Annotated in this window: 31 protein-coding genes; 6 read left to right on the forward strand and 25 right to left on the reverse strand. The window is 61.3% G+C overall.

The genetic code is table 11. The features are described from left to right. Nucleotides 1–188: 188 nt before the first annotated feature. The 11 genes from Q355_RS0100580 to Q355_RS0100630 form a co-directional block, all read right to left on the reverse strand. A complete protein-coding gene (locus Q355_RS0100580; RefSeq protein ID WP_084495973.1) occupies nucleotides 189–1,178 on the reverse strand; it encodes a c-type cytochrome in 990 nt (329 codons plus the stop codon). After that, the gene (locus Q355_RS0100585; protein WP_027875984.1) at nucleotides 1,175–1,666 is read right to left on the reverse strand and encodes a cytochrome c-type biogenesis protein; all 492 of its coding nucleotides are present in this window, start codon (nucleotides 1,664–1,666) and stop codon (nucleotides 1,175–1,177) included. Before Q355_RS0100585 ends, Q355_RS0100580 begins: the two co-directional genes overlap by 4 nt. Further along, the gene (locus Q355_RS0100590) at nucleotides 1,663–2,130 is read right to left on the reverse strand and encodes a TlpA family protein disulfide reductase (RefSeq protein WP_051529254.1); all 468 of its coding nucleotides are present in this window, start codon (nucleotides 2,128–2,130) and stop codon (nucleotides 1,663–1,665) included. Before Q355_RS0100590 ends, Q355_RS0100585 begins: the two co-directional genes overlap by 4 nt. 84 nt (nucleotides 2,131–2,214) lie before the next feature. Then, nucleotides 2,215–4,206, reverse strand: coding sequence for a heme lyase CcmF/NrfE family subunit (locus tag Q355_RS0100595; RefSeq protein ID WP_027875986.1), 1,992 nt, complete (start codon nucleotides 4,204–4,206; stop codon nucleotides 2,215–2,217). 11 nt (nucleotides 4,207–4,217) lie between these two features. Continuing rightward, nucleotides 4,218–4,649, reverse strand: coding sequence for a cytochrome c maturation protein CcmE (gene ccmE, locus Q355_RS0100600; RefSeq protein WP_027875987.1), 432 nt, complete (start codon nucleotides 4,647–4,649; stop codon nucleotides 4,218–4,220). A 23-nt stretch (nucleotides 4,650–4,672) separates the two neighbouring features. Further along, nucleotides 4,673–4,795: a hypothetical protein gene (locus Q355_RS17195; protein WP_281171979.1), complete on the reverse strand. Its 123-nt coding sequence runs from the start codon at nucleotides 4,793–4,795 to the stop codon at nucleotides 4,673–4,675. Between the two features lies 1 nt (nucleotide 4,796). After that, nucleotides 4,797–5,489: a cytochrome c biogenesis protein CcsA gene (gene ccsA / locus Q355_RS0100610; protein ID WP_027875988.1), complete on the reverse strand. Its 693-nt coding sequence runs from the start codon at nucleotides 5,487–5,489 to the stop codon at nucleotides 4,797–4,799. 174 nt (nucleotides 5,490–5,663) lie between these two features. Beyond that, complete coding sequence (locus Q355_RS0100615; RefSeq protein WP_027875989.1) at nucleotides 5,664–6,329, reverse strand: heme exporter protein CcmB; 666 nt, start codon at nucleotides 6,327–6,329, stop codon at nucleotides 5,664–5,666. Between the two features lie 64 nt (nucleotides 6,330–6,393). Beyond that, nucleotides 6,394–6,621, reverse strand: coding sequence for a DUF1653 domain-containing protein (locus tag Q355_RS0100620; RefSeq protein ID WP_027875990.1), 228 nt, complete (start codon nucleotides 6,619–6,621; stop codon nucleotides 6,394–6,396). A 97-nt stretch (nucleotides 6,622–6,718) separates the two neighbouring features. Further along, nucleotides 6,719–7,855, reverse strand: a complete 1,137-nt coding sequence (locus tag Q355_RS0100625; RefSeq protein WP_027875991.1) for an acetoin utilization protein AcuC — start codon at nucleotides 7,853–7,855, stop codon at nucleotides 6,719–6,721. Then, nucleotides 7,852–8,487, reverse strand: coding sequence for a CBS and ACT domain-containing protein (locus Q355_RS0100630; protein WP_027875992.1), 636 nt, complete (start codon nucleotides 8,485–8,487; stop codon nucleotides 7,852–7,854). Before Q355_RS0100630 ends, Q355_RS0100625 begins: the two co-directional genes overlap by 4 nt. A gap of 103 nt (nucleotides 8,488–8,590) precedes the next feature. Between Q355_RS0100630 and Q355_RS0100635 the strand changes: the two genes are divergently transcribed. From Q355_RS0100635 to guaB, 4 genes are all read left to right on the forward strand, one after another. Next, complete coding sequence (locus tag Q355_RS0100635; RefSeq protein WP_027875993.1) at nucleotides 8,591–10,249, forward strand: putative ABC transporter permease subunit; 1,659 nt, start codon at nucleotides 8,591–8,593, stop codon at nucleotides 10,247–10,249. Between the two features lie 4 nt (nucleotides 10,250–10,253). After that, complete coding sequence (locus Q355_RS0100640; RefSeq protein ID WP_027875994.1) at nucleotides 10,254–10,655, forward strand: hypothetical protein; 402 nt, start codon at nucleotides 10,254–10,256, stop codon at nucleotides 10,653–10,655. A gap of 79 nt (nucleotides 10,656–10,734) precedes the next feature. Then, nucleotides 10,735–11,928 (forward strand): acyl-CoA dehydrogenase family protein, encoded by a 1,194-nt coding sequence (locus Q355_RS0100645; RefSeq protein WP_027875995.1) that lies wholly within the window; start codon nucleotides 10,735–10,737, stop codon nucleotides 11,926–11,928. Between the two features lie 90 nt (nucleotides 11,929–12,018). Beyond that, on the forward strand, nucleotides 12,019–13,548 hold the full coding sequence (gene guaB / locus Q355_RS0100650; RefSeq protein WP_051529243.1) for an IMP dehydrogenase: 1,530 nt from the start codon (nucleotides 12,019–12,021) through the stop codon (nucleotides 13,546–13,548). 1 nt (nucleotide 13,549) lies between these two features. Here the strand turns inward: guaB and Q355_RS0100655 are convergent, their stop codons facing one another. Then, nucleotides 13,550–14,584 carry a C39 family peptidase gene (locus tag Q355_RS0100655; RefSeq protein ID WP_245597436.1) on the reverse strand — a complete coding sequence of 345 codons (1,035 nt, stop codon included), beginning with the start codon at nucleotides 14,582–14,584 and terminating at the stop codon, nucleotides 13,550–13,552. Nucleotides 14,585–14,636: 52 nt separating this feature from the next. On the opposite strand from Q355_RS0100655, the gene Q355_RS17200 reads away from it, so the two are divergent. After that, nucleotides 14,637–14,846, forward strand: a complete 210-nt coding sequence (locus Q355_RS17200) for a GDCCVxC domain-containing (seleno)protein (RefSeq protein WP_084495975.1) — start codon at nucleotides 14,637–14,639, stop codon at nucleotides 14,844–14,846. Between the two features lie 222 nt (nucleotides 14,847–15,068). Here the strand turns inward: Q355_RS17200 and Q355_RS0100660 are convergent, their stop codons facing one another. After that, nucleotides 15,069–17,648, reverse strand: coding sequence for an arsenate reductase (azurin) large subunit (locus tag Q355_RS0100660; protein WP_027875998.1), 2,580 nt, complete (start codon nucleotides 17,646–17,648; stop codon nucleotides 15,069–15,071). Between the two features lie 10 nt (nucleotides 17,649–17,658). Next, complete coding sequence (locus Q355_RS0100665) at nucleotides 17,659–18,138, reverse strand: arsenate reductase (azurin) small subunit (protein ID WP_027875999.1); 480 nt, start codon at nucleotides 18,136–18,138, stop codon at nucleotides 17,659–17,661. Between the two features lie 473 nt (nucleotides 18,139–18,611). Here Q355_RS0100665 and Q355_RS0100670 point away from each other — a divergent pair, with 473 nt between their 5' ends. Beyond that, nucleotides 18,612–18,956: an ArsR/SmtB family transcription factor gene (locus Q355_RS0100670; RefSeq protein ID WP_027876000.1), complete on the forward strand. Its 345-nt coding sequence runs from the start codon at nucleotides 18,612–18,614 to the stop codon at nucleotides 18,954–18,956. On the opposite strand, the gene Q355_RS0100675 is transcribed toward Q355_RS0100670, so the two are convergent. The 11 genes from Q355_RS0100675 to Q355_RS0100725 all read right to left on the reverse strand — a co-directional run bounded on the left by Q355_RS0100675 (nucleotide 18,953) and on the right by Q355_RS0100725 (nucleotide 26,083). After that, a complete protein-coding gene (locus tag Q355_RS0100675) occupies nucleotides 18,953–19,234 on the reverse strand; it encodes a thioredoxin family protein (protein WP_051529244.1) in 282 nt (93 codons plus the stop codon). The two genes, Q355_RS0100670 and Q355_RS0100675, sit on opposite strands and share 4 nt — an antisense overlap. Nucleotides 19,235–19,244: 10 nt before the next feature. Beyond that, entirely contained in the window at nucleotides 19,245–20,282 is a 1,038-nt protein-coding gene (locus Q355_RS0100680) for a permease (RefSeq protein WP_027876002.1), read from the reverse strand. Continuing rightward, complete coding sequence (locus tag Q355_RS0100685) at nucleotides 20,279–20,617, reverse strand: ArsR/SmtB family transcription factor (protein WP_245597437.1); 339 nt, start codon at nucleotides 20,615–20,617, stop codon at nucleotides 20,279–20,281. The genes Q355_RS0100680 and Q355_RS0100685 overlap by 4 nt, the downstream gene beginning before the upstream one ends. A gap of 114 nt (nucleotides 20,618–20,731) precedes the next feature. Continuing rightward, complete coding sequence (locus Q355_RS15185) at nucleotides 20,732–22,045, reverse strand: molybdopterin-dependent oxidoreductase family protein (protein WP_051529245.1); 1,314 nt, start codon at nucleotides 22,043–22,045, stop codon at nucleotides 20,732–20,734. A gap of 95 nt (nucleotides 22,046–22,140) precedes the next feature. Continuing rightward, nucleotides 22,141–22,359: a hypothetical protein gene (locus Q355_RS0100695; protein WP_027876004.1), complete on the reverse strand. Its 219-nt coding sequence runs from the start codon at nucleotides 22,357–22,359 to the stop codon at nucleotides 22,141–22,143. 33 nt (nucleotides 22,360–22,392) lie between these two features. After that, a complete protein-coding gene (locus Q355_RS0100700; protein ID WP_027876005.1) occupies nucleotides 22,393–22,860 on the reverse strand; it encodes an arsenate reductase ArsC in 468 nt (155 codons plus the stop codon). A gap of 10 nt (nucleotides 22,861–22,870) precedes the next feature. Next, on the reverse strand, nucleotides 22,871–23,335 hold the full coding sequence (locus Q355_RS0100705) for an arsenate reductase ArsC (protein ID WP_027876006.1): 465 nt from the start codon (nucleotides 23,333–23,335) through the stop codon (nucleotides 22,871–22,873). Between the two features lie 46 nt (nucleotides 23,336–23,381). Continuing rightward, nucleotides 23,382–24,581, reverse strand: coding sequence for an MFS transporter (locus Q355_RS0100710; protein ID WP_245597438.1), 1,200 nt, complete (start codon nucleotides 24,579–24,581; stop codon nucleotides 23,382–23,384). Between the two features lie 162 nt (nucleotides 24,582–24,743). Continuing rightward, nucleotides 24,744–25,193 carry an arsenic resistance N-acetyltransferase ArsN2 gene (arsN2, locus tag Q355_RS0100715; RefSeq protein ID WP_027876008.1) on the reverse strand — a complete coding sequence of 150 codons (450 nt, stop codon included), beginning with the start codon at nucleotides 25,191–25,193 and terminating at the stop codon, nucleotides 24,744–24,746. Between the two features lie 46 nt (nucleotides 25,194–25,239). Further along, nucleotides 25,240–25,719: a DUF6428 family protein gene (locus Q355_RS0100720; protein ID WP_027876009.1), complete on the reverse strand. Its 480-nt coding sequence runs from the start codon at nucleotides 25,717–25,719 to the stop codon at nucleotides 25,240–25,242. A gap of 22 nt (nucleotides 25,720–25,741) precedes the next feature. Further along, nucleotides 25,742–26,083: an ArsR/SmtB family transcription factor gene (locus tag Q355_RS0100725; protein ID WP_245597439.1), complete on the reverse strand. Its 342-nt coding sequence runs from the start codon at nucleotides 26,081–26,083 to the stop codon at nucleotides 25,742–25,744. Nucleotides 26,084–26,157 lie beyond the last annotated feature (74 nt).

A 26,157-nucleotide genomic window follows, 5' to 3' on the forward strand; every position in this document is an offset into this window, starting at 1 on the left:
GGATTCAAAAAGATAATCTTCAAACAAAAAGCGCTAAGAGGCTATCTTTTTGAATCCTAGAGCACACCCCTCGCTGCGCTCGGCGAAGAAAGCGCATCCCTTCGGTCGGGTTAGTTCGTCACTGTTCGGTGACGAACTAACCGAATCTGGTATTGGACACCGTGGCTCGAGCAGGTGGACAAATGTGGCTACAATCCTCCCAGGTATTGCAGCAAAGCCTGCATCTCCTCGTCGCTAAGGGCGACCGCCGGCATCTGGCCCCGGCCCTTGAGGACAATCTCCCGCACCGCCTCCGGCACCTTGTTGATGGGATTTCCTTGCAGGCGAGGCCCCGAACCCCCCTGGGCCTGGGCCCCGTGGCAGGCCGCGCACTTGCTCAGGTACACCTGTTGCCCCTTGGAGGTAGCGCCTAGCTGGCTTTTGGCAGTCTGAATCAGGTTCTGCACCTGTTCCCTGGCCTGGCCGCCGGCCTTCAAATAGCCTTCCCAGGCCACGATGGCCTCCGCAGGACGGCCCAGTTGAAAGTAGGCATTGCCCAGAAACAACCAGCCCTCCGCCACGCCGGGCTCGGCCCGCACTGCCAGCTCGAGGGCCTGCGCCCCCTCCTCGGGCCTCCCGCTCATAAACAGCAGGATGCCAATCCGGCGCACGGCATTGGCGTTGCGGGGCTCGAGCTCGATCACCCTCAGATAGCCCTGCACGGCCCGCTCGAAATCCTGCAGTTCGTAGGCTTTGTTGGCATAGGCCAGCCAGTCGGCGGCCTTTCCGCTTTGCTCGGCCCGGCGTTGCAGGTTGCCCAGTTCGCGGGCCTCATTGCGGCTGGTAATGATGGTCTCGCCGGGCAGCCGCGGCACCGTGTAGGCCCAAAGACCCACCCCCAGGGCCACCAGGCTCAGGGTTATGGCCCCCAGCGTAACCGGGCTCAGGCGGCGCGGGATGGGGTTTTCCTGGCCCAGCTCGGCCAGCTGGTGCTCCAGCCGCACGGCCTGGGCCAGCAGGCGTTTACGTTCCTCGCCCTCGGCTTCCCGGGCCAGCGATTTGAGCACCTCGAGCTCGGCCCTGAGCTCCTGTGGGCGCGGGCTTTGGGGAAAGGGCTGGGCCTGGGCGCGCAGGGGCCTGAGCGCATAAGCCAGAGCCAACACAAACAACAAAGCAAGTAGAAGGTAGGCAATTATCATGGTTGTCGCTCAGGGGGTTGTAGTTCGGCCTCGAGGCGGGCGATTTCTTCGTCAGAAACATCGGTAACGGACGCTTTAGCCTGGGCCCCAACCCGAACCAGGTAGCGCCACAAGCCAAAGCCCAGTAGGCCCAGCCCCAAGAGCGGCGAAAGCCAGACCCAAAGGGTCAGGCCCCGGGCTGGGGGCTCGTAGAGAATCCAGTCGCCATAGCGCTCAATAAAAAACGCCCGGATCTCGGCCTCCGACTTGCCCTGGGCCAGCTGCTCGGCAATGATGCGGCGCATCTCCACCGCAATTCCGGCATTGGACTCCGCCGCCGACTCACCCTGGCAAACCGGACAGCGCAGCTCGCGGGCAATCTCGAAAACCCTGGGAGAGAAGTCGGGGGGCGGGGTGTTGGGGGCGGGCTGGGCCAGCACAGAGGCCAGCAGCCAGCAGCCAATGACCAGCAAGGGCCCGATCACCGCGCTTTTACCCCAGGGCCTCATGGCAACACCTTCCTCAAATAGTCCTGCAACTGGGCCTCACCCAGCTCGCCGGTGTGGCGATCCAGCACAATGCCGTTGCGGTCAATAATGAAGGTCTCGGGCACGCCGTAGTAGCCATACTCGATGCCAATACGCCCACGCTCGTCGTAGACGCTGGGAAAGCTCAGCCCGTACTGCTGAATAAACTTAAGGGCCTCGCTTTCTTTGTCCTGTACGTTGACCCCCAAAAACAGCACCTGGTCTTTGTAGCGCTGGTGGTATCGCTCCAGCAGCGGGGCCTCGGTGCGGCAGGGAACGCACCAGCTAGCCCATATGTTGAGGAAAACCGGCTTATTCAGGCCCTGCTTAATGCCCATTTCCGCCCCATACTGGGCCCGGTAAGGCTCGAGCAGCGGCAAGCTGAAGGTGGGTGCAGGCTTGCCCTTCAACACCGATTTAAGCTCGTTGGGATTGGGGCGCTGCATGCCCCAGTAAAACAGCCCCCCCAGCAACAAGACCCAAATTGGCCAGAACCTAAGCACCACACACCTCTTGTGTTAACACTTGCATTAATCTCCTGCCATTGGGGACATCTGCCGACTGGTGGCCCTGGCCCCACTGGGCCAGAGGATATACAGTGTCCCCAAAACGATAATCAAACCTGCCACCCACAGCCACCAAACCATGGGTGTAACGATAATCTTGATGGTGGCCCACTGCCCTTTTTCCTGGTCAAACTGCATCAAAACAAAGTAGTAGTCGTTATAGAGCGAGTATTTGACCACCGGTGTGGCCAGCGGCGAGCCCATCTGCGGGTAGAAGTTGAGCCGGGCCTGATAGCGCCCATCCGCACCCCAGCCCTCCCGGCTGGTCGAGCGCACCTCGATGGGCGCGATGGCGGCAAAGCGGTTGGGCTCTTCCCGAACCTCGAGGGGAAGCAGGCGAACCTCCAGGCCTCGAGTCTGCCAGATCTCCCCTACCTGAAGGGTCTTTTGCTCGGTAACCCGGTAGGTCTGGCTAAAGGCAATGGTCAGTGCGGCCAGGGCCACCCCAAAGTGCACGATGTGCGAGCCAAAACGGCGCTTGTGGCTACCAGCCAGCTCCACCAGGGCCTGTGCCGGTGAGATGCCCAGTGCGCGAGCCCGCTCCCGCACGCCCTGGGCCACCATCAGCCAGATGGCGGTCAGGTTGTAGGCAAAAAGCCCTATGGCCAGCGAGACCCCCACGCTCAGACCCAGCAGCAGGCCCAGCAGGGTTCCCACGCCCAGCGCGATGAGCATCGCCATCAGGTTACGCAAAACCTGGGCGCTGGAGTTACGCCAGGGCAATACCGGGCCAACGCCCATCAAGAGCAGCATAAAGATACCCAGCGGAACCGAGACCTGGTTGAAGAAAGGCGCCCCTACCGAGACTTTGGCCCCACTTACAAGCTCCACCACCAACGGCCACAAAGTGCCCAGCACCACCACAAAAGCAAAGGTGCCAAAGAACAAAGCACCGGCCAGCAAGGCTCCTTCGCGGCTGTTCCAACGCACCTCGCCCGCCTCGCGTATCTCGGAGGAAACCCGGGCCAGCAAGCCCAGTCCCACGGCCATCACGCCCAGCAAAAACAGCAAGAACCAGGCCCCCACCGGCCCGCTGGCAAAAGCATGCACCGACTGGATGACCCCCGAACGGGTGAGGAAGGTACCAAACACCGTAGCGGCAAAGGCCAGGGTAACGAAAGCGAAATTCCAACCCTTGAAAAGCCCTTTACGCTCTTGCACCTGGGCGGTGTGAAGGAAGGCCGTAGCCAGCAGCCAGGGAATGATGGAGGCGTTCTCGACCGGATCCCAGGCCCAGTAGCCCCCCCAGCCCAGAATCTCGTAGCTCCACCACTTTCCGGTGAAAATAGCAGCCGTCAGGAAGCCCCAAGCCACCAGCGTCCACCAGCGGGTCTCGAAAATCCAGCTCTGGTAGCGCCGGGCCACCATAGCGGCCACCGCGTAGGCAAAAGGCACCGACAGCCCCACAAAACCCAGGTACATCAAGACTGGGTGCACCGCCATCATCCAGTGGTTTTGCAGCAGGGGGTTGGTGCCCCGGCCATCGGGGGGCGGGTTGGGCACAGCATCGAAAGGGTGGGCCACAAAGACCATCACCGCAAAGAAAAAAACCTGTACCGCAAACAGCGTGCCCAGCGCCATCGGCGCCCGCCAGACATCCAGGCTATGGCCCGCCCGCAGGCTAACCAGCCAGGTGTAAGCCGTCTGGAGCATGGCCCACAGCAAAATGGAACCCTCCAGGGCTGCCCAGGGTGTGACCAGCTTGACCCACAGGGGATTGTTGGCCGAGCTGTGGTTGGCCACGTATGAGACGCTAAAGTCGTTGGTCAGGATGGCCCACTCGAGCGCACCAAAACTAACCACTGCGGCCAGCAAACTAAGGGCCGAGAGGCGCTTGGCGGCCTCGAGGTAGCGCCCATCCCGCAAGGTGTAGGCCAGGGTTGCCAGCACCAGGCCCAGCACCGAGAGGATAAGGGCAGCCACAAGGGCTACACCGCCCAAAAGTCCAGGTGTCACGCCAACCCCCATCACTGGGTCTCCTCGATGAGCTTGCGCACCTGCTCGGGCGTCCAGCCTTCCTTGGGGGCCTGGTAGGTTTCGGAGTGCTTGACCAGGAGGTTCTGGCTTACAAAGGTTTCGCCTTCAAACCTGCCCTCCACCACCACCCCACGGTTTTCGCCAAAGAGGGCCGGAGGGGTGGTGCCTGAGGAGCGGATGGGAATCTCCTTGACCCCGTCGGTTACCACAAAGCGCAGCTCGAGAGTCTGGGGGTTATAGGAAAGCGAGCCTTCCTTCACCAAGCCCCCCAGACGCACCGCGCGGTTCTGGTAGCGCTCTGCTTGCTGAAAGTATTCGCTGGGGGTGATGAAGTAGACCAGGTTCTGGCCCAGGCCTCCAAAAATCAGGTAGGCCAGGGCTACACCCACCACCGCTAGTCCAACCATGTATTTCGGTTTCATATGTACCTCGAGGAAGCTGCCCCTTATTTATTCCTCTGATAGCGCCAGATCAGGTAGCCCAAATAGCCAAACACCGAAGCATAGACCACCGCATAAGTCCAGACCACAAAGGGGTTGGCCGGGTTCCACAGGGGGTTATCGGGCATCTCAGGCCTCCTCTTTGGCGGCTTCGCGGGCGGCAATAATGCCGCGCAGCCGCACCAGCCCAATAAACAGCAGCGTAAAGGCCGCTAGGTTGACCAGCATGGGAATCAGGATGGCCGCATCCACATTGATTTTCCCGGTGGTAAGGTCGATGGACTGGGTCTGGTGCAGGCTACGCCACCACTTGACCGACATATAGCTGATGGGCACGTTAATGGAGCCCAGAATCGCCACCCCCGCGGCGGCCTTGGCCCGCAGTTCGGGGTCTTCGATGGCACCCCGCACCACCACATACCCCACATAGATGGCAAACAAAATGGCCGTGGTGGTCAGGCGGGGCTCCCAGTCCCAGTACACCCCCCAGGTGGGCCGGGCCCAAAGCATCCCGGTCAGCAGCGCCAGGGCCATGAAGATGAGGCCTACCTCCACCGTTGCCGCCGCCACACGGTCGTGGTGGGCCCGGCGCCGCACCAGATAGGCCACCGAGTAGCCCAGCGCGGCAAAACTGGCCAGATAGGCCATCCAGGCCATCGGGACGTGCAGGTGAAAGATTCGGGCCACATAGCCCTGGCTCTGGTCGGGGGGCGAACCCATGGCCATGATAAACCCCACCACCGCGCCCACCACACCCAGGCCCAGGATACCCAGGGTCAGGCCATCCAGGCGGTTGGTTTGGTTGGAGTGTGCTAGCTGCATTCGAGTCCTCTCCTCTATCTTCATATGTATTCTGACCTGAAACAGATTAAGCTGCGTAAACCACGTTACATCTATCCGGTCTAGGTGCATTCGTAGGTTGCGCTCAACGCTTCCAGATTACCCTCAGAAGCCACCTCTGTAGCGCACTTTACCTTTGGTAATGGCCGCCATAACCTACCCCTCGAGCATGTACGGGAAGACCATCGCACACACCGTCACGTAAATCACATCAAAAACCAGCAGCAAGCGCAGCCAGTCTAAAAGCTCGGCCACCGGAACACCCTGGGCCAGCCCCTGGGTGAAGCGCACCGCCGCCAGCACCACCGGAATCACCAGCGGAAAGAGCAACAGCGGCAGGAGCACCTCACGCCCCCGCAGACGGGCCAGCATGCCCGCATAGAAGGTGGAGATAGAGGCATAGCCCAACGAACCCAGCATCAAGGTTAGAACGTACCAATACCAGTTTTGCATGGGTAAGTAGAAAAGCCCCGCCGTCAGAACCAAGAGCGCCAGCCCCACCACCAGCAGCAAGGCGAACTGGAACAGGAGCTTCCCGAAGTAGATCCACTCCCGGCTGCCGGGGGTCAGGAGCAGATCGTCGAGGGTGCCGTCCTCGACCTCGAGGCCAAAGGCCCGTCCGGCCAGCAGGCTGCCGGCAAAAGCCAGGGCCACCCACAGCACCCCTGGGCCTGCTTTTTGCAGGTCTTGGGGGTTGGGCCCAAAAGCCATGGCCAGGATAAAAAGCATCACCGCCAGGAAAAACACTGCCGACAAGATGCCTGTTCGCCCCCGAAACTCCAGCACCAGATCGCGCCAGGCCAGCCAGAAAATCCGCTGCACAGGGCTAAGGGTATCGGTTAGAGGGCACCACGTAAAGGGTCAGGCCTCAAAAACGCGCTCGTCTTCACGAATCGGCCTCGCCCACATAGCGGAATCGGGGAAGGCGCTTCCCCTCCACTTCCACATCTTCCAAGAACATGCTCAGGGGGCGTACCCACATGGTTTCGGGCTCGAGGCCGTAGCGGGTTTCGTAGACCACAAACCACTCTTCGGTTTCGGAATGGCGGGCCAGACCGTGCACCCAGTAGTGCTTTCCTTTGTAGTGCTGGTACAAACCCTGCTGTAAATGCACAACTCACCTCGCTGGAACCTATGGCTTTGCGCTTATTCCATGCCCACATGTTAGCTGTTTGGCATCCATGGCTACTGGGTATTCGTGGGCACCGCTCTCAAATCCAATACGGCCGCACTGACTCCAACATCCGCTCGGCAATCTGGCGGTTGCGGCGCTCAATTTCGGCCTTGCGGGGTATTTCGGGGTAGGCCCCCTGGGGGTCAAAGAGGGTATGGGTCAGGAAGTGCCCTAGCTGCGTACCCCAGCGCCTGAGCCAGGGTTCGGGCAGGTGGTCGGGCAGCGGCAGGTCTTGCAGGGTTAGGTACAGCAAAGCCCAGATGCGGCTGGTGGCATCGAGGCTATAACCCCCGCCCAGGGTGTAAACGGCCCGCCCCCCCGCAAAAGCCGCAGCGTACTGGCGCAGCAGGGGAAAGATTTTGGCGTAGGCCTGGGTGGTTAGCAAGATTTCGGCCAGCGGATCCTGGAAATGTGCGTCGGCGCCACACTGCACCACCAGCACATCGGGGCGGAACCAGCGCAGGGCTGGCTCGAGGCCCATCTGCAAGACCTCTAGGTAAGACTCATCCTCGGTAAAGGGTTCCAAAGGGATGTTCAGCTTGCGCCCGGTGCCATCGGCCTTACCAATCTCGTGGGTGTGGCCGGTACCGGGGTAGAGGTAGCGGCCCGACTCATGGATCGAGAAGGTGAGCACACCTGGCTCGTCGTAGTGAATCCACTGCACCCCATCGCCGTGGTGTACGTCAATGTCGATGTAGGCCACCCGCAGGCCCTGCTGGGTGAGGTGGCGAATAGCCACCGAAAGGTCGTTGTAGACACAGAAACCCGAGGCCAGGTCTTTCTGGGCATGGTGCAGGCCACCCCCCAGTTGCAAAACTTCCTTGGCTTGCCCACTCGAGACCATCCGGGCGGCGGTTAGGGTGCCCCCCACCAGCCAGCGGGCCGCCTCATCCATGCCGGGAAAGATGGGGGTGTCGGCGGTTCCGATACCGTAGTGTTCGAAGTCGGGCGAGCGTTCGCCCCGCGAGGCGGCCTCCACCCGCCGCACGAAGGATTCCAGGTGCACGCTGCGCACCTCCTCGCGGGTGGCCTGTGCGGGCTCCACAAAATGCAGCGGATGGCCCAGGTGCTCGAGCAAATCCAGTAGCATCTCCAGGCGCACCGGGCTAAAAGGATGCTGGGGCCCAAAATTGTAGAGCTGGTACTGGGGGCTGTAGATAACGGGAACGCTCATAAAGTCTTGCTGGGCATTTCAGGAGGCCAGCGCACATCATAGCCCTGCTGACGCAACTCTCGAGCGATTTTGCGCGTATCCAGGGTACCCACCCGCACCACCGTGGTCACGCTGCCCTCGCCGCAGGGGTAGGTGAGCAGGGAATGGATGTTGATGTTCTGTTGGGCCAGCTCCCCGCTCAGGCGGGCCAGCTCGCCGGGCCGGTCGTCGAGGCAGACCTCGAGCCGCCCGCTGGGCTTTTCTACCCCGGTCAGCCGCAAGAGCGCCTCCAACAGGTCAATTCCGGTTACGATACCCACCAGCCGATCGCCCTCCAGGATGGGCAGGGCCCCAATCTTGCGCTGGCGCATGACCCTCGCCGCCTCTTCCACCGGGTCGAGGGGGTCGCCCGTGACCACTGGGTGGGCCATCACCTGTCCTACCGGCGTGTCTATAGGCTGTGCGCCCCCTGCGGCAAAAGGGCTGGTGGCCAGCCGAATATCGCGGTCGGTAATCATCCCCACCAGACGGCCTTCCCGCATCACCGGAATGTGCCGAATGTTGCGCTGCAACATGATGTGGTAGGCCGCCTCGAGCGTCACCGAAACGTCCACTGTCAGTACCGGACTGTGCATTACGTCTTTGACTAACATTTATTCCAGTCTAATGCACCCAAGCCCAGAGGCCGCTAGGGGCATTTGTCTGCTGGCGCAAACGCACCCACCAATTGCCCTGGCTCGTCTACACTGAAGGCGCATGCTGACCCTGCGCTTGCAGCTTTTGTGGAATGGGTTTCGTCAGTCGCCCGCCTCGGCCCTGGTGGGGGTTTTGCTGGGGGCTCTGCTGGCGTATGGGGCCTGGTGGGGCACAAGCTGGTTTTTGAACTTCATTTCCAACGAGCTTTTTGGTAGCAGCACCTTCGTGAACCGCCTGGCCGCGGCTTTTACCCGCGATGTGCTGGTAGACCGCATCCTGGGCAGCCTGCTGCTGGTGCTCTCGAGCTCGGTGGTGCTGTCGGCCCTGCCCAACGCGGTGGCCGTGCTCTACACCTCCGAAGACCTGCCCCTGCACCTCACCCTACCGCAAAAAGCCAGCCGGGTCTTCCTCTTTAAGGTGGGCGAGGTGTTTGCCACCACCGCCCTGCTTCCTTTGCTGCTGGTGCTGCCGGTGCTCTTTGCCTACGGTGCGCACTACGGCGCTGCGCCGGTTTTTTATCTTGGGGCGGCTTTGCTGATGCTGGCTTTGTTTGCCTTCCCGGTGGTGCTGGGGGTGGGGCTGGCTTTGCCGCTGGTGCGCTTCGCTCCGGCAGGGCGTGCGCGGGAATGGGCGGCGGCCCTGGGCGCGGTGCTGGGCGGGCTGCTTATCTTTTTGCTGCGGGCGCTGCGGCCCGAGGTTTTGCTGCAAACCAACTTTGCCAACCCCGAGGAACTCGACCGCTTCCTCCAGACCTTCCGCGACCCCAGTGCGCCCTTTTTGCCCTCGGCCCTGGCCCAGCAGGCCCTTAAGGGGCTGGTGCGGGGCGAGCTCGAGCCGCAGTTTTGGCTACTTTTGGCCCTGTCGGGTGGGCTGCTGCTGCTGGCCGGGCTGGTGGCGGGCTATGCCTACCAGCAGGGTTGGGTGCGGGCCCTGGAAGGCACCGTGCGCGAGCGCGGCATCCTGCGCCCAGGCCTGCTGGATCGCTGGTCACTATCGAGCCGGGTGGGCGCACTGTGGGCCCGCGACCTGCGGCTGTTTTTCCGCGACGCCAACCAGGCTTCCCAGCTCATTCTGGTGGGGGTGCTGGTGCTTTTGTACACCACCAGCCTGCAATACCTCCCCCTGGGCGACACCCGCTTTCAGGTGGTGGCGGGCTTTATGCACCTGGCCTTCCAGGGCTTTGTGATCGGCGGGGTGGGGGTGCGGCTGGCCTACCCGCTCTTGAGCCTCGAGGGCCAGGGCTACTGGATGCTGCAAACCGGCCCGGTAGCCAAGTCCACCATCCTACTCACCCGCTTGGGCCTGGCCCTGTTTTTCCTGCTGCCGCTGGGTCTGGCCCTGGGCTACTACTCGCCGCGGGTGATCGGCCTGGACGACAACCTCACCCAGATTTCCCTGATTCTGGGCCTAGCCTCGGCCATCAGCGCCGCTGCTTTGGGGGTGGGGCTGGGAGCCGCTTTCCCCAAGTTCGATGCTTCAAACCCCGCCGAGGTGCCCATCGGGATCGGGGGCTTTTTGTACATGGGCTTGATGCTCCTGCATGCGGGGTTTCTGGTGCTCCTGGCCAGCCGCCCAGTCTACCTGGCCATCACCCAGCGGCAAAACGACTACCTGGGTAGCGCCGAAGGCCCTTTGTGGCTGCTGCTGGTGGGGGCCGTAACCCTGATTCCAGCCCTGCTGGCGCTGTGGTTTGGCTACCTAAGAATGGGAGAAAGGTGAAAATATGCGTATCGTAGGGTTCTTTTTGCTGCTTCTTTCCAGTTTGGGGCTGGCCCAGGTGCAAAACCGCGAGGCCCTTATCACCGACTTCCGGCAGGTGCAGGGGGTCTGGACCATTAAGCTCGATTACGTCGAGGTCAAGGACTGCAACCGCGACGACTGCCCCGCAGGCATCGAGGTGTCCAACCAGAACCCCTTGATCCGCACCTTCCGCTTTACCCGCAGCACCAAAATTTACCTGCTCAAAAACGCCGGTGAATACTTCCAGGCCACCCCCCAGCAGCTCATCCAGGGCCTGGGCGGAAAAAACTTCGGCTGGTCTTTTGACAAGTACACCCCGTTCTACATCAAGGTGAACGAGGCCAGACGGGAAATCCTCGAGCTGCGTCAGATGTATCTGCCTTGAAACCTGCGTGTAATTGCATCTTCGGTAAAAAGCAGTCTGTGGTGAGGGCCTGAAGTACAATCGGGAAACGAGGTCTGCTATGTTCGACTTTTACCAGGTAACCGAGCTGCTCACCCCCGAAGAGCGCGAGATTCAGAAAGCGGCCCGCAAGTTTCTCGAGGCCGAGGCCCTGCCCCACATTGCGGAGTGGTGGGAGAACGCCGAGTTTCCGGTGCACCTCATCCGAAAGTTTGGCGAGATGGGCTTTCTGGGCACCACCATCCCCAGCGAGTACGGCGGGATGGGGGCCAGCGCGGCGGCCTACGGGGTGGTGGGCTACGAGCTCGAGCGCATCGACTCCGGCCTGCGCAGCTTTTGCAGCGTGCAGAGCAGCCTGGTAATGTACCCCATCTGGGCCTATGGCTCCGAGGAGCAAAAACGCGAATACCTGCCCAAACTGGCCACGGGCGAGTATGTGGGCTGCTTTGGCCTGACCGAGCCCGATGGCGGCAGCGACCCCGACGCCAACATGAAGACCCGCGCCCGGCGCGACGGGGGCGACTACATCCTGAATGGCTCCAAGATGTGGATTACCAACGGCAACCTGGCCCACATCGCCATCATCTGGGCCAAGGACGACGAGGGGATAGTGCGCGGCTTTATCGTGCCCACCGATACCAAGGGCTTTAGGGCCAACAAAATCCAGCACAAGGCCAGCCTGCGGGCCTCCGTGACCAGCGAGCTGGTGCTGGAGGACGTGCGGGTGCCGGCCAGCGCCATGCTGCCGGGGGTGAAGGGCCTCAAGGGGCCGCTTTCTTGCCTGACACAGGCCCGTTTTGGCATCGCCTGGGGGGCGCTGGGGGCTTTGGAGGCGGTGTATACCGAGGCCCTCGAGTTCGCTCAAAGCCGCGTCACCTTTGGGGCCCCCATCGCCAGCCGCCAGCTGGTGCAGGAAAAGCTGGTGCGTATGGCTGCTGACCACACCAAGGGTCTGTTGCTGGCCTGGCGCTTAGCCCAGCTCAAGGACGCCGGCACCCTCAAACCCGCCCAGGTCAGCCTGGGCAAGCGCGACAACGTGCGGGCCGCGCTCAACGCCGCCCGGGCCGCCCGCGAAATTTTGGGGGGCAGCGGCATCACCCTGGAGTACCACAGCATCCGCCATATGCTGAACCTCGAGACTGTGGACACCTACGAGGGCACCCACGACATCCACACCCTGATCCTGGGCCGCGAGCTGACCGGCCAAAACGCCCTAGGCGAGAGCCCCAAGAAGGAAGCGGTGGGCTCGAGGTAACCGCCCGACACACGCCAAGGATGGGTAGGCTCTGCTTACCCAAGGGGACATGTTTTTGCTTTCATCCGAGGCTGCTATACTGCTAGGAATATGCTCGAGACCCCCAGCAAACCCCGTTCTAGAACAGAAAAAATCCAGCAAGAAGGCCTGACCTTCGACGATGTGCTGCTCATCCCGGCTTACTCCGAGGTGCTGCCCCGCGAGGTGGACACCCGCACCCAGCTCAGCAAGAAACTGTGGCTCAACATCCCCATCCTCTCCGCAGCCATGGACACCGTCACCGAGGCCGAGATGGCTATTGCCATGGCCCGCGAGGGGGGTCTGGGGGTCATCCACAAAAACATGAGCCCCGAAGAACAGGCCGCCATGGTGCGCAAGGTCAAGCGCAGCGAGGCCGGGATGATTCAAGACCCGGTCACGCTGGCCCCCAACGCCACCCTCGAGGACGCCGAGCGCCTGATGCGCGAGTTCAGGATCGGGGGGCTGCCGGTGGTGGACTTCTACGGCAAGCTGCTGGGATTGGTCACCAACCGCGACCTGCGCTTCGAGCGCGACATGGGGCGGCTGGTCTCCGAGGTGATGACCCCGGTTGAGCGCCTGGTTACCGCGCCGCCCGGCACCATCCTGGAAGAGGCCGAAGCCCTGCTGCGCCAGCACAAAATCGAAAAGCTGCCGCTGGTAGACCATGAGGGGCGGCTGCGGGGCCTGCTGACCCTCAAAGACCTCACCAAGCGCCAGAAGTTCCCCTTTGCGGCCAAGGACGCCCAGGGCCGCTTGCTGGTGGGGGCGGCGGTAGGGGTCTCCAAAGACCTCGAGGCCAGGGCCCAGGCCCTGGTGGAGGCCGGGGTAGACGTGCTGGTGCTGGACAGCGCCCACGGGCACAGCCGGGGCATCCTGGAAGCCCTGCGAAACCTCAAGCAGACCTTTGGCGAGGCGGTGCAGATCATCGCCGGGAACGTGGCCACCGCCGAAGGGGCGCGGGCCTTGGCCGAGGCCGGGGCCGATGCGGTAAAGGTGGGCATTGGGCCGGGCTCCATCTGCACCACAAGGGTCGTGACCGGGGTAGGGGTGCCTCAGATTACCGCCATTATGGAAGCGGTGGCAGGGCTCGAGGGCCTGGATGTGCCGGTGATTGCCGACGGCGGCATCAAGTACTCCGGCGATGTGGCCAAGGCCCTGGCCGCCGGGGCGCATACAGTGATGTTGGGCTCGATGCTGGCCGGTACCCAGGAGGCCCCCGGTGAAGAAGTGCTCAAGGACGGCCGCCGCTACAAGCTCTACCGCGGCATGGGCAGCATGGGGGCCATGCGCCAGGGCTCGGCCGACCGCTACTTCCAGGACTCGGGCACACCCCCACGTAGCGCAGGCTTGGCCCAGGTAGAGGCCAAAAAACTGGTTCCAGAAGGCATCGAGGGTATGGTGCCCTACAAAGGCCCGGTAAGCGACGTGCTCTATCAGGTGGTGGGGGGGCTCAGGGCCTCGATGGGCTACTGCGGCACGCCTAACCTCGAGGCTTTCCGCAAAGAAACTCGCTTCACCCGGATTTCCAACGCCGGCTTGATCGAGAGCCATCCCCACGGGGTGACGATTACCAAAGAAGCACCGAATTACTCGAGGTAGCTTAGCGATTGCCCTGCGTTCGCAAGGCTTGCAAAGCCATAGCGGCCTCGAGGTAGCCAGGCTTGTAGCGCAACGCCGCTTGAAAATCGGCCCGGGCTGCTTCCAGGTTGCCCTGGGCCTGGCGGGCCAGGCCGCGCCAGTAGTAGCTTTCCTCGTGGTCGTCTACCCGGCCCAGCACATCATTGGCCAAAGTGACGACCTCCAGGTAGCGCCCGGTTTTGAAATAGGCCTCGTAGGGGCCAAACTGGTACCACAGCATCCGCCAGGGCCAGTTGTTTAGTGCATTGGCTGGGCGACGCGGGTCGAGGGTACGGTCGGGCGCAATGCGGCGCGATTGGTCGTAGGCTTTAGCGGCTTCCTCGGCCTTCCCAAGTTGCAGCAGGGTGCTGCCCAGGTTGAACCAGGCGAAGGCATTGTTGGGGTTGGCCTGGGTTTCACGCTGGGCGAGCTCGAGGGCCATCTGAAGTTCTGTACGCTCGTTTATGCGCGAACCCAGCAATGCGGCAACCTGCCCCTTGCGGCTTGGGGGGTAGACCACCAGGTAGGTGCGGTTGAACACCTGCCAGAGCCGATCCACCTCGCCATAAGCCAGCGTCACCTTGGGGCCGTAGTAGCTATCGAAGGCGTTAAAGTGGCCCTGGCTATCGTTGTAGCCCACCAGCAGGCGGTAGTGCCCCATCCCGCCGTGGTCGGGGGTCACGAACCAGGTCTCGATAATCACCGGAAAACCCCCGGCCAAGAGGCGCTTGAGCAGGTTCAGGTCACCGGCTACCCCCAGGTGCACACCAAACCCCTGTTTGCGGGCAAAAGCGGCCAGCTCCTCGGGGCTCACGTTCTTGTCGTTTTTGTTGGGCTTGAGCACCGGGGCAATCTGGTACTGGTTGAGCGAACTGCCCCAGTAACTCAGGGCCATACCTAGGGTGGCCGGACCGCAGTTGTTGTAGCGCTGGTACTCGTGGCGCGCACCGGAAAGAAACACCGCGCCAGCCTGGGTCGGCATGGTCAGCCAAAGAGCGACAAGCAGGAGTAGAGGCACTTATGTATTATGCCAGACCCATCGCGCTTGAAAGCGTGCGGTAAAATGATACATGGTCGTGCTGCAATCTACTCTTCGGTGTCCTTCCTGTGGCCATGCCGAGCTGCTTTCCATGCCGGAGGAGGCCTGCCAGCATTTTTATCGGTGCGAACAGTGTGGTTACTGGATGCGGCCCAAGCCGGGGGACTGCTGCGTGTTTTGTAGCTACGGGGATGTGCCCTGCCCGCCCAAGCAAAGGGAAAAGTTGGGTCGGGGGCCATAAGCCCCTCGAGTCGGAGCAAAAAAGTCCCACCCATGGTCGGGTGGGACAAGGCCTGAGTCTGATACCGGATTCAAAAAGATATTCTTCAGACAAAAAGCGCTAAGAGGTTATCTTTTTGAATCCTAGAGCACACCCCTCGCTGCGCTCGGCGAAGAAAGCGCATCCCTTTGGTCGGGTTAGTTCGTCACCGTTCGGTGACGAACTAACCGAATCTGGTATGACTTAGTCGAACTTGTTTTGCTGCAAGAAGCTGGTGGTTTGTTGCAAATCGGGCAAGGAGCCACGCACCTTGCGGATGGCCACGCGCGTACCCTTATACCAGGGGATGGTGGTCTTGGGGTCGGTATAGCCCGAGGTCATGCTGTTGGAAGTGCCCAGGTGGTGATACTGCAGGGCAAAGATCATGCCCGGCTTGACCGCATCGGTCACGTAAACCAGGAAGGTGCCGTTGCCCTCCTCGTTCCAGACCTGCACCAGATCACCCCCCTTGATCCCCAGGGCCTGGGCATCCTGGCGGCTGATCTCGATGTAGGGCATCGGCACGGCGCTCATTTTCTCGGGCAGGAAGCGGTCGTTGTACATGGTCTGCCAGAGGGCCTGGGCCCGCCCGGTGGTCATCCAGAAGGGGTATTGCTTGGCCTTGTCACCCTCGAGGTACTTGGCCACTTCTTCGGGGTAGCCTTCCCAGTCGTCGGTGCCATACCAGCTAAACTTGCCGTCCTTGGTGCCGAACTTCACGCTGTAGCGGCGCAGGGTGCCCACGGGTTTGCCGTTTTCGATCCGCACCGGCGTGCGGATGCCCTGCTGGCCCACCTGGCGCAAGAAGGCATAGGTCACGCCCTTGTAGCATTCGGCGGGCAGGGTGGCTTCTTCGGAGGCCGGGATGGCGTTGTTGGGGTAGGAGTTGCCGCCATCCAGGAACACGTCTTCATCTTTGTTCCAGTTTTTGCCAAATTCGAAGCGTTTAGCCTCCTCTTCCTTACCTTCAGCCCTGTACAGCTCGGCCATCTTGAGGCCCACCAGCTTGCAAATTTCCCAGTCCTGCTTGGCCTCGCCGGGCGGGTCCATGAACTTCTCGTATAAGCGCAGCAGGCGGCTGTTGCAGTTGATGGAGGTCTGGTTGGCCTCGCCCCAGGCGCTGGCCGGGAGTACGAGGTGGGCATCCTGGGCGGTGTGGATCAGGTAGAGGTCTTGCACCACCATAAAAAGCCCGTTGGTGGCATACAGGCCTTCCACAATCTTGTTGACCAAGGCCTGGGTGGTGCCGGGTTCGCCGGACTGGCCAAGGTAGTCCGACAAGGCTTTGGTGCGCTCGCGGATGCGCTTGCGGAAAAGCTGGTTGTTGGGGGTGGAGAGGTAGGGGTTGGTGCCGATCACCCAATAGAGTTTGCCATTGCCGTCGGTGAGGTATTTGTCCACGTTGACGGGTGGCCCACCGTTGTACACCGAGCCTGGGGTGGGCGAAGGCGGCCGCACATAGCCTTCCTGGTGACCGCCCAGGCGCCCGCAGCCGGTACCGGCCCGGCCTATGTTGTTGCCCAGCACCGCCATCTGCACAATGGCCGCCACCTGGTCGTAGTTTTTCATGTTCCAGATGATGCCTTTTTCGTAGATGGTCAGGGTGCGGCGGGCAAAGCCTCTGGCTTTGGGTTTGGCAATCCAGTCGGCGGCCTTTTCGATGTCGGCCCGCTTAACGCCGGTAATTTTTTCCACCTCGGCCATGAACTGCGCGTAGGGCACGCCCACCTTGAGGCTCTTGGCCTTGTACTCCTCAAACTTGGCCATATCGGTACGGGTCTCGAGGAAGCGCTGATCGTAGTACTTACGCTCCCACATCACCCGTGCGATGGCGTTGGCCAGGATGTAGTCGGTGCCCAGGTTGGGGGCCAGGTGCAGGGTACGGCCGCTGGCGGCGGTCTCGGCCACGGTCAGGCTGCTGGTACGGCGGGGATCAACAACGATCAGATACCCTGCCTCGACCGGCTCCCCGCGGCTCAGCTCTTTCTGTTTTTCGGCCAGGGTGGCCCCTTGGAAGTTGGGCAGCATGTGCTCGGTGTAGAAGACGCTGGCGGTCTCGAAGGGGTTGGCCCCCCACAGCACGATGGTGTCGGCCAGGCGGGCATCAATGGCGTCGTAGTTGAGCTCGTGTACCCCACGCTCGCGGCTACCCCAGACCTCGGAGTTATAGGCCGGGCGGTTGTGGATGGCGATGTGCTTAACGCTGAAGCCTTTGAAGAAGAGCGAGCCCACACCCCAGTTGTTCTCGAAGCCCGCCCCCGAGCCACCGTGGTCGAAGGCCTTGACAGCGATAGCGTCGTCGTTGCCGTCGCGGTCGCGGATGCCTTTAGCCACCCCAGCCAGAATGGTCAGGGCTTCGTCCCAGGTGATGACCTGGAACTGGTCACCCATGCGCAGCAAGGGGTACTTGAGCCGCTCGCGGGTCGCCCGGGCATCGCTCCAGGTAGCCACAGCATTGGTAGCACCGCGGGAGGAGTGGTCACGTTTGAAGTTGATGGGCGAGTCGTTGGCCGGCACAACCACCACGTGGTACTGGCGGCCATCCTTGCGGGTCACGATGGAGTGCATGGTTTCGGTGTAAACCAGCCCCCCCAAGGGGTTTTGCGGGTTGCGCAAATCCACCCCAAAAGCGTTCTGGTTGGCAGCCAGCCCCCCCTGCGAGCCCACCGGCCAGGTATAGACCTTATAACCGCACCCCACCGTGCAGTACTGGCAGACGGTGTTTTTTACCTCTGCGTTGGTCGGAGGTATGGGCAGTGCGTCGCGGCGTCCAATGTTGCTCATGGTTCCTCCCTCAAATGTTCTTTACGCGGCCCCAGATCAGGCCGTTGACGGCTCGAGCGAAGATGTCGCCGTTTTGCGCCACGTTCAGTTGAATCTGTGGCAGTCCGGTGCTGGCCAGGCCCTGGTAAACAGCAGCCGCCTTGGCCGGGTCGAACATGGAGTAGTGGCAGGGGCAGAGAAAGCGCCCGTCCTTATAGATCACCCCACAGCCCATGTGCGTACAGGCCGCCGAAAATGCCACAATATCGCGCCCGCGGCCCACACCCCCGATGGCCGGCCTACCCAGCTTGACCAGGATGCCCTGTGAGCGGGCATCGGGGTAGTTGAAAAAGACCGGTTGGTTGTCCTTAAGGTTGTTGACATTGCCAACCTTAATGGCGGGGTAGGTCAGGCTGGGGGCGAACCAGAACTGGGCCTTTCCCGCACCAGTGAGCGAGGCCATCGTGACCCCACCCAACACCTGTACCACACGCCTACGGTTTACCACCATAAGTACCTCCACTCTGTGGTCAATTTGTCCATTGTTCGAAGCTAATCGGACGGCTTCTATTATCTTCGAAATGAATAGATAAATGTCAATATCGTGTTGCATCAAGTCGCAACACGCCACCAATCCCTTGATGCCGACCTTCCCTGTCAAATAGTTGTCAAAGCGGGGCTTGTTTCGTGCCTCTCATGTGCATTGTTGATATAAGCCGAAGTTATAATTCCATAAGAATAACGTACAGATTCCAATCCACACGGCATCATATGAACCCCGCCTGAATCTTTTCGCTAGGGACAGGTTGGAGCATCATCGCTTTTCAGGCTGTTGCTGCCCGCGCTTCAGGCGGGGGCCCCATAAAAAGAACAAATCAAAGACATTTCTTATTCATCCAGCGCGACAAACCCCGTTGTGCTGGGTGTGTTTCGCAGCGGTTCTGCCTGGTAAAAGGGCTTTTGTTCGGCTATCCTGATTACTTGATGAATGAGGAAATGGCAGTGCGGCGTTTCAAGGCCCTGGCCGATCCGGCCCGAGTAAGGTTGGTAAGGCTTTTGGCCGAGTTGCCCGACGAACACACCGTGCGCGACCCCCGCTGTGGTACAGCCTTAGGGGCTTGCTTTTGTCATCTCACGGAGCGACTGGGGCTTTCTGCGGCTACGGTAAGCCACCATCTAAAAATCCTGCGGGAAGCGGGCTTAATCGAGGTGGTACGGGCAGGCCGCTGGTCGTACTATCGCTTGCACCCTTCGGGCATCGAGGGAATGCTGCACGACCTTACCTCGCTCAAGCAAACCCACAGAGCGCTAAAGCTCGAGGTCGGTTAAGCTATCCGAGCCTCGAGCATCTCCTGGATTTGCCTGGGGGAAGGCACAAAGCCCGATACCACTACCTCGTCCCCTACGACTAGCGCGGGGGTTTTCATCACCCCATAGGCCAGGATTTGGGGAATCTCGGTCACTTTTTCCACCTCGAGGTTCTTTCCCATGCGCTCGAGGGCCAGTTTGACGTGGGTCTCGAGCAGCTTGCAATTCTTGCACCCTGTGCCCAGCACCTTAATGCGGGCCTGGCTCGAGGTTTTCGTAAGGCCGGTTTCGATATTCATAAGTTGCCTCCTACAAAACTGCATTGAACAGGTAGCCGGTAAGAATAATGCCCATGCCCACTACCGACACCCAGATCACGATTAAGCGGGGCTTGAGCACCTGCCGCAGCAAGATCATTTCGGGCAGCGAGAGGGCCACCACCGCCATCATGAAAGACAGCAGGGTGCCCATCGAAATGCCTTTTTGGTGCAGAACTTCTATCAAAGGCAGGATACCTGCGGCATTGGAGTAAAGCGGGATACCCAGCAAAACCGCCACCGGAACGGCCAGGGGGTTGTTGGCCCCGGCGTAGCGAACGAACAGGTCGGCGGGAACCCAGCCATGAATCACCGCACCCAGGCCAATACCCAGCAGCAGGTAGGGCCAGATCTTGCCCAGGATGTTACGCACTTCTGCAAGGCCCACCTCAAAACGCTGCTCCCAACTCAGGCCCAGGGCGGGGTCGAGGCTGGTTTTGCCCACCTTGGTCTGATACACAATAGGCTCCACGTAGCGCTCGAGGCCCATACGCCCCAGCACCAGCCCAGCCACCACCGCCAGGGTCAGCCCCGAGACCAGGTACAACGCGGCAATTTGCCAGCCAAACAGGCCATAGAGCAGCACCAGCGCCACCTCGTTGACCATGGGGCTGGCAATCAGAAAGGTCAGGGTGATGCCCAGCGGCACCCCCGCCGAAACAAACCCGATGAACGCCGGAACCGCGCTGCACGAACAAAAAGGGGTAACTACCCCCAAAACGGCGGCCAGCAGGTTGCCCACCCCAAGCCGACGGCCACCCAGCAAGGCTCGAGTGCGCTCCACACTAAAAAAGCTCCGTATCACCGCTACCACAAAGATGATGGCGCACAGCAGCAGGAGAATTTTGCTGGTGTCGTATAGGAAGAAGTGAACCGCCTCGCCCAAGCGGGTCTCGGCGGCCAGGCCCAGCACTTGGTACACCACCCAGTCCCAAAAGGGAAGAATGGAGCGGTATAGCACCACCCAGGCCAGCGCGGCCAGCCCAAGGCCAATCCAGGGTGAGGGTTTACTCAGGCGTAGGGTATTCATATATCCTCGCAAACACAAGCCGCCGCAAAGGCCTTGGGGCGGGGGATGGCTTTTCGGAGCTGCTCGAGGGCTTCGGCGTTCAGAGAGTAGTCAATCCAGCGCCCCCGTCGCACCGCGTGCACCAGCCCGGCCTCCCGCAGAACCCGTAGGTGGTGCGAGAGCAGGTTCGGGGCAATCTCGGAAAGGCCGCTCTGGAGTTCACAGACGCAGCGCGTACCCCCTTCCAGCAACCCCAGTATGCGCAGCCGGGTGGGGTCGGAAAGGGCCTGAAAGCCCCTCTGCAACCCACTCCGAGATGCTGGGTTGATTGATTCAGCAATCATTGATTCAATCATTTTTGAAATATATCAAAGCATTCCGAGATGTTCAAGGGCGGATGTCCCATAGCGCAAACCACAGGGGTTCGCCACCTTGCGGCGACGAACCCCGGCGCCCATAAAAGCCAACCACTACACAGGTTGTAGGCGCACCTTGCTGTCGTAGAAAACCGCGCTGCCACCGGTCAGGTCGGAGAGGGTCACGTCTTTGAGGAGCGGGTCTACCCGCATCGCGGCGTTGGCGTGAATGCCCGTGGCCCGGCGGGGGTCGCCCTTGATCACCTGACCGTTGATTACCAGATCGGTAGCGCCATAGACCCAGTGTCCGTAGCCCAGCGAGAAGGCCACGTTGCCCGGACGCAGCCCCGCCACCACCTTGACCTTGCCGATCATGGGCTTCTTGAGCCCGTTGCCGAGATCCCAAACCCCTTCGGGGTTGCTCTTGGAGACCACCTTGACCATCTGCCCATCGCGCAGTCCCAGCCGCTGGGCATCCTCTTTGGGTACGGCGATAAAGTTCTCCGGTTGCACATTCAGCAGCCAGTAGTTCGAGACAGTGCGGCTCTTGGTCATGGTAATGATGCGGTGGGTCAGCAGGGTCAGCTCGTAGCCTTCCTCCGCATCGGCAATGGGCTGGCCGGTGGCATCCAGGTAGGCGGGGAAGTAGGCTGCGATGGGGTAGTAGGGCTTCCCAGTCATGGCATCTTTGGCCCCGGCCTGCTTCTCCAGGTACAGGTTGATCTGCTTGCCGTATTTATGCGCTACTGTGCCGTCTTCCGCAAAGGCCTTTTTGAAGTCTTCGAAGCGTCCGCCCCGGTTCATGACATATACCGCACGCCGCCAGTGTTCCTCGCCAATAGCTGCTTTCCATTTATCGAGGTCGAAGACCGAAGCGGGCAGGTGCCGACGGGCGCGAACAAAAAGTTCCAACTCTTCGTCACTAGCCTCGGGAACCGCTTTGCTGCCGTCTTTGGAATCACCGTAGGCCAGGTTGGCCACCATCTTAAGGTAGAAGTCTTCAGGCCGCTTGAAGGGCATACCGTTGGCGAAACCTTTCTCGCCAAAGCCCGGAAGGCCCAGCTTTTCGGCCAGTCCCAAGAGCAGGGCCTCCATGGAGAGGGGCATCTCCTCACCAAAAACCCGCACGGTTTCAGGGATGGGGGCAATGGTGGGCTGGCGCAGGGGCTGGGTTTTCCAGATCACGTTGGGGTGCGAGCCGTGGAACTCCCAGCGCTCGAGGTACGACAGGTCGGGGAAGATGTAGTCGGCGTAGGCATAGGTTTCCCCCACCACGATATCCGAAGCCACAATCAGCCCGATTTTGTCAGGGTTTAGCATGGCCTCGATCTGGGTCTGGCCTGCCGGGAGGGCATAAGCCGGGGAGCCCATGTAGTGGAAGAGAATCTTGATGGGGTAGGGGTAGCCCTGGGCCGCCGAGGGCAGCACCTCCTGATAGACGTCGGAGGCGTTGTAGTACCAGGGGCGCTTGGCCGGGTAGCCCTCGAAGAGGGTGGTGTTTTCGTACTTGACACCGTGGCGAATTAGGTTCGTCCTTGCTCGCTGGCCGCTTCCGCGATGGCATGGTCGAGCTCACCCAGGCAGATTTGGGCCATCTTAATCAGACCGGTGTCGAAAGGCTGGCCGCTGGCATAGGTGTTCAGCACCAGCTCGGTGAGGGACTCGGGGTTGTGGTTTAGGGCTATCTCGTCGGGCAAAGGTTCGGCCAGGAAATCTTGGATCCGGCGTTGCAGGCTGCGCATGGGCTTCAGTATAGCCCGTAGCAGAGATTGCTTTTAGTGGGTAGAGGTAGTGCTGGGAAGGATGTGCTGCGTCTCGAGCTCCCGCAGCCAGCCGCGAATCTTGGCAGCAATCTGATCGCGCACGGCACGGAAGCGCTCGAGCTTGTGCTCGTCGGAACCCTGGGCGGCGCTGGGGTCTTCGAAGGGCCAGTAAAGGCGATAGATGCTGAAAGGAAAGAGTGGGCACTCCTGCTCGGCCCGGTCGCAGACCACAAACAGGTAGGTGAAGTTGAACTTGCCGCCCCAGTACTCCATCAGGCTTTTGGCGTACTGGCCGGCCATGTCCAGACCCATTTCCGAAAGCACCTGGCGGGTGAAGGGGTTAATCTCGCTGGGGTGAAGCCCGGCGCTGTAGACCTCAAAGTGCTCACCCGCATAGTGTCGCAGTAGGGCCTCAGCCATCTGGCTGCGGGCCGAGTTGTGGCTGCACAGAAACAGAACCGAGAGTTTGCGCCGCTTCATCTCGCCTCCATCAGGTGAGCTGTTGTAGCCCTGCGGCCTCCTGCAGCTCGGCCTCGCTGGGGGTCTGGCCTTGCTTGAGGCACCGAATCAGGTGTTCAGACATCCGACCCAGGGCATCCCGCACCGCTCGCCAGGCCCCCTGGCCCTTGCCCGATGGATCGGGAAAGGATACGTGTAGCCTTTGGGTTCGGGCGGGGTAGACCGGGCAGTTCTCGGCAGCCGAGTCGCACACGGTGAGAACGAGGTCAAAGTTCCACGGATCGGGCAGGTCGTAGAGGGTTTTGGAGGTGTGGGCGCTGAGGTCTATGCCCACTTCCTGCATGGCTCGAATGGCATCGGGCTTCACAAAGGTTTTCTCGGTACCTGCCGACCAGATTTCGGCGGGCAGCTCGAGCCGCCCGGCCCAGTGCCGCAACCAGCCCTCCGCCATCTGGCTGCGGGCCGAGTTGTGGGTGCAAAGGACTAAAATACGCATCAAGGAAGATTATCGGGCAATTTTCATGGCAGTGTCAGAGAAGGTTTCACGATTGCAACAAAGCCGCTTTGGGGCGGGCCTGCCATATCGCCATGGCCGAAAGAAAAGCCAGCATGGCAAAAAGCCAGAGTGCCAGGGTGTAGTCGCCTGAAAGCCCGTGCAGCGCACCGGCGGCGAATGGAGCAAGCGTCTGGACTATCGCGACCACAGAGCTCATGCTGCCGCTGATGGTGCCGTAGTGTTGGGGGCCGTAGGTCTCGGCGATGAGGGCTGGCTTGGCCAGGGAGATGGAGCCGTTGGCCAGACCAAAAAACAGCACAAAGGCCCAAAGCCCCAGCATCCCCGGCAAAAGCTGCAAGCCCAGCAAACCCAGCGCGTAGCAGGCCATGAACGCTGCGCTAAGCTGGAAAAGCGAGACCCGCTCACTAAAAGGGGTATAGACCAGGCGCCCTACCAGTTGCACTACCCCCACCGCACCCACCGCCAGAGCTACCAGGGCCGGGGTAAAGCCTTTCTCTGAGAGCAAGGGCACCATGTGGGCGGTGAGGGCGATGCTGGTAGCCCTGGACAGGGCAAAACCCAGCGTCAGCCACCAAAACGTGGGCTGGCGCAGGGCCTCCCTGGCCCCCACGCTAGTCTCTTGTCTGGGGGGGGCCGAACCTCCCTCAAAGTACTCGCCATCCGGCATCTGTCCAATGTCCTCCGGACGCCGCCGCAAGACCAGTGCGTGCAGGGGAATGGTGCCCAGGGCAAAAATGAGGGCCAGAATCTCCAGCGCTTCGCGCCAGCCAATGATCTGTACCAACCAGGTAGTAAGCGGCACAAAAATGGTGCTGGCCAGCCCGGCCATCAGGGTTACGACCAGCATGGCCCGGGGCCGGTAGCGGCGAAACCAGACCGCCAGCACGGCAAAGGCCACCTCATAGAGCACCATCGCCATCGCCAGGCCCAGGCCCGCCCAGAGCAAGTAAAACGCCGCAAGGCTCTGTACATGGGCCCAGCCCCAAATCAACAAGGCCCCCCAGATGGAGCCTGCCGTCATGAGGGCCCTGGCCCCGTGCCGGTCGAACCAGCGCCCCACCGGCAGGGCCGCCAGCCCCGAGACCAGCAGGGCCAGCGAGAAGGCCGCCGAAGTCTCGGCCCGGCTCCAGCCTAGCTCGGACTCCATGGGCTTCACGAATACGCCAAAAGCGTAGTAGAGCACCCCAAACCCAATGGTCTGAGTAACGGCCAGCGCCCAGGCCATGCGCCAGCCATGATAGGCAGAGAAAGGTGAGGAATGGGCCATGGGTGGACGATTACCCGCTCTAGGCGCGAGGGTTCAACGCGTTGGGGTCGGTCGTGTGGAACAAGGGGGGGTTCTGCATCCAGTACCCGCGGCAGGCTAACCCCCTGGGTTTGGCTGGCTTTATGCTTCAGGGGTTTCTTGCAGCAGGAGTGTCATGGCGATGGCGGTTTCGGGGCAAGCCCCCTGGAGTTCCTGGGAGCTCTGCAAGGCGGCAGGCAGCTCGACACGCTTAACCTCTACGAAGCCGAAGCGCAGAAAGAAGTCGGCTGCGGTCTCGGTGAGGAGGGAGAGCGAGGTGAGGTTTTTCTGTCGGGCTAAATCCATCATGCCCTGGGTTAGCTTGGCCCCTACCCCCTGGGAGCGGTACGCCGGTGCCACCACCACCGAACGCAGCAGGCCGCTGTCCTGATGCACTTCCAGGCCGGCGCAGCCCACCACCTTGTCGCCCTCGAGGGCCAGCATGAAGTTCAGAATGTGTTCTTCCAGACCTACCTGAGGTAGATGAGCGGCGTTCAGTAAGGCCATGATCTCGGGCAGGTCGTCCGAGGTAGCGGTGCAGTAGGTAATCATGATTCCTCTTTTCGGATTGAAGTTATTTTATTCTCCCCAGACCACACTAGCAGCAGCGTGTGGCCGCAGGGGTGGCAACCTCGAGCCCAACTGGCCCGCAGCAGCCGACGGCCCGGTCGCGGGCCTTGCAGGTTACGCCGGGGGCAACCAGGCGCACCACCAGATGCTCGCCCTCGAGGGCCATCTGAGCCACATGGTAGTGGACGGCCGGCTGCAGGACATCGCCATACTCGAAGCGGATCTCGGCCTCCCCCCGCACCGGCACCGAGGCTGCCACCCGATGGTAGATGTTCAAAAACTTCGCCACCGTCATGAACTCGGGTTTGTCCTTTGGGCCGGGTCCCATCAGTTGCACCACGGTCTCGCGCCAGAAGTTGGCCTGCCCGCCGCAGTCCATGCTTTCGTAGGTCACGTTCATCACCTCGGTGACGTGGTAGCCGGGGGCGATCCGCTGTCCGCTGGCTTCGAAGACCAGCGACTTGTCTTGGTGCGAAGCCAGGGTTTCGAGCAGTTCCTGTGTGGTCATACCTTCCTCCTCTTTGGAACGATTACCCGCCAATGCTGGGCAAAAAGGCCTTGATCAGGGCAAAACCTCTAGGGTCAATCTGGTAGTACATCCACCTGCCGCGTTTTTCGCCTTTGACCAGCCGGGCCGAGACCAGGCACTTCATATGGTGCGAAACGGTGGGCTGCGAAAGCCCAGTCACAGCCTCGAGGTCGCAGGCACACACCCCGGGCTCGGGGCCGCAGCAAGCGCCATTCGGACTATGGGTCAGATGGGCCAGAATCCTGAGCCGGGCCGGGTCGGAGAGGGCTTTGAAAAGCGCGGCGGCTACCTCGAGGGAGCTTTCCTCCAGGCTTACTTCTTGTGGGGGGGCTAGGGTGGGCATGGTCGCAATATACATTGATATATATAAATCTGTCAATGCAAGGTTGGCACTGGCTAGGCCTTGCCCCCGCAGGA

Source organism: Meiothermus cerbereus DSM 11376 (genome assembly GCF_000620065.1).
Lineage (GTDB): Bacteria > Deinococcota > Deinococci > Deinococcales > Thermaceae > Meiothermus > Meiothermus cerbereus.

What these genes read in the sequence shown, in the direction of transcription:
- Q355_RS0100680 (WP_027876002.1), bottom strand. Translation starts at nt 20,282, where the DNA reads ATGAATACCCTACGCCTGAGTAAACCCTCACCCTGGATTGGCCTTGGG.
- Q355_RS0100640 (WP_027875994.1), top strand. Translation starts at nt 10,254, where the DNA reads ATGCGTATCGTAGGGTTCTTTTTGCTGCTTCTTTCCAGTTTGGGGCTG.
- Q355_RS17200 (WP_084495975.1), top strand. Translation starts at nt 14,637, where the DNA reads ATGGTCGTGCTGCAATCTACTCTTCGGTGTCCTTCCTGTGGCCATGCC.
- ccmE (WP_027875987.1), bottom strand. Translation starts at nt 4,649, where the DNA reads ATGAAACCGAAATACATGGTTGGACTAGCGGTGGTGGGTGTAGCCCTG.
- Q355_RS0100710 (WP_245597438.1), bottom strand. Translation starts at nt 24,581, where the DNA reads ATGGCCTGGGCGCTGGCCGTTACTCAGACCATTGGGTTTGGGGTGCTC.
- Q355_RS0100660 (WP_027875998.1), bottom strand. Translation starts at nt 17,648, where the DNA reads ATGAGCAACATTGGACGCCGCGACGCACTGCCCATACCTCCGACCAAC.
- Q355_RS0100700 (WP_027876005.1), bottom strand. Translation starts at nt 22,860, where the DNA reads ATGAAGCGGCGCAAACTCTCGGTTCTGTTTCTGTGCAGCCACAACTCG.
- Q355_RS17195 (WP_281171979.1), bottom strand. Translation starts at nt 4,795, where the DNA reads ATGCCCGATAACCCCCTGTGGAACCCGGCCAACCCCTTTGTGGTCTGG.
- Q355_RS0100685 (WP_245597437.1), bottom strand. Translation starts at nt 20,617, where the DNA reads ATGATTGAATCAATGATTGCTGAATCAATCAACCCAGCATCTCGGAGT.
- Q355_RS0100665 (WP_027875999.1), bottom strand. Translation starts at nt 18,138, where the DNA reads ATGGTGGTAAACCGTAGGCGTGTGGTACAGGTGTTGGGTGGGGTCACG.
- Q355_RS0100670 (WP_027876000.1), top strand. Translation starts at nt 18,612, where the DNA reads ATGAATGAGGAAATGGCAGTGCGGCGTTTCAAGGCCCTGGCCGATCCG.
- Q355_RS0100585 (WP_027875984.1), bottom strand. Translation starts at nt 1,666, where the DNA reads ATGAGGCCCTGGGGTAAAAGCGCGGTGATCGGGCCCTTGCTGGTCATT.
- guaB (WP_051529243.1), top strand. Translation starts at nt 12,019, where the DNA reads ATGCTCGAGACCCCCAGCAAACCCCGTTCTAGAACAGAAAAAATCCAG.
- Q355_RS0100675 (WP_051529244.1), bottom strand. Translation starts at nt 19,234, where the DNA reads ATGAATATCGAAACCGGCCTTACGAAAACCTCGAGCCAGGCCCGCATT.
- arsN2 (WP_027876008.1), bottom strand. Translation starts at nt 25,193, where the DNA reads ATGATTACCTACTGCACCGCTACCTCGGACGACCTGCCCGAGATCATG.
- Q355_RS0100590 (WP_051529254.1), bottom strand. Translation starts at nt 2,130, where the DNA reads ATGCAGCGCCCCAATCCCAACGAGCTTAAATCGGTGTTGAAGGGCAAG.
- Q355_RS0100580 (WP_084495973.1), bottom strand. Translation starts at nt 1,178, where the DNA reads ATGATAATTGCCTACCTTCTACTTGCTTTGTTGTTTGTGTTGGCTCTG.
- Q355_RS0100625 (WP_027875991.1), bottom strand. Translation starts at nt 7,855, where the DNA reads ATGAGCGTTCCCGTTATCTACAGCCCCCAGTACCAGCTCTACAATTTT.
- Q355_RS0100635 (WP_027875993.1), top strand. Translation starts at nt 8,591, where the DNA reads ATGCTGACCCTGCGCTTGCAGCTTTTGTGGAATGGGTTTCGTCAGTCG.
- Q355_RS0100725 (WP_245597439.1), bottom strand. Translation starts at nt 26,083, where the DNA reads ATGCCCACCCTAGCCCCCCCACAAGAAGTAAGCCTGGAGGAAAGCTCC.
- Q355_RS0100630 (WP_027875992.1), bottom strand. Translation starts at nt 8,487, where the DNA reads ATGTTAGTCAAAGACGTAATGCACAGTCCGGTACTGACAGTGGACGTT.
- Q355_RS0100705 (WP_027876006.1), bottom strand. Translation starts at nt 23,335, where the DNA reads ATGCGTATTTTAGTCCTTTGCACCCACAACTCGGCCCGCAGCCAGATG.
- Q355_RS0100645 (WP_027875995.1), top strand. Translation starts at nt 10,735, where the DNA reads ATGTTCGACTTTTACCAGGTAACCGAGCTGCTCACCCCCGAAGAGCGC.
- Q355_RS0100720 (WP_027876009.1), bottom strand. Translation starts at nt 25,719, where the DNA reads ATGACCACACAGGAACTGCTCGAAACCCTGGCTTCGCACCAAGACAAG.
- ccsA (WP_027875988.1), bottom strand. Translation starts at nt 5,489, where the DNA reads ATGCAGCTAGCACACTCCAACCAAACCAACCGCCTGGATGGCCTGACC.
- Q355_RS0100695 (WP_027876004.1), bottom strand. Translation starts at nt 22,359, where the DNA reads ATGCGCAGCCTGCAACGCCGGATCCAAGATTTCCTGGCCGAACCTTTG.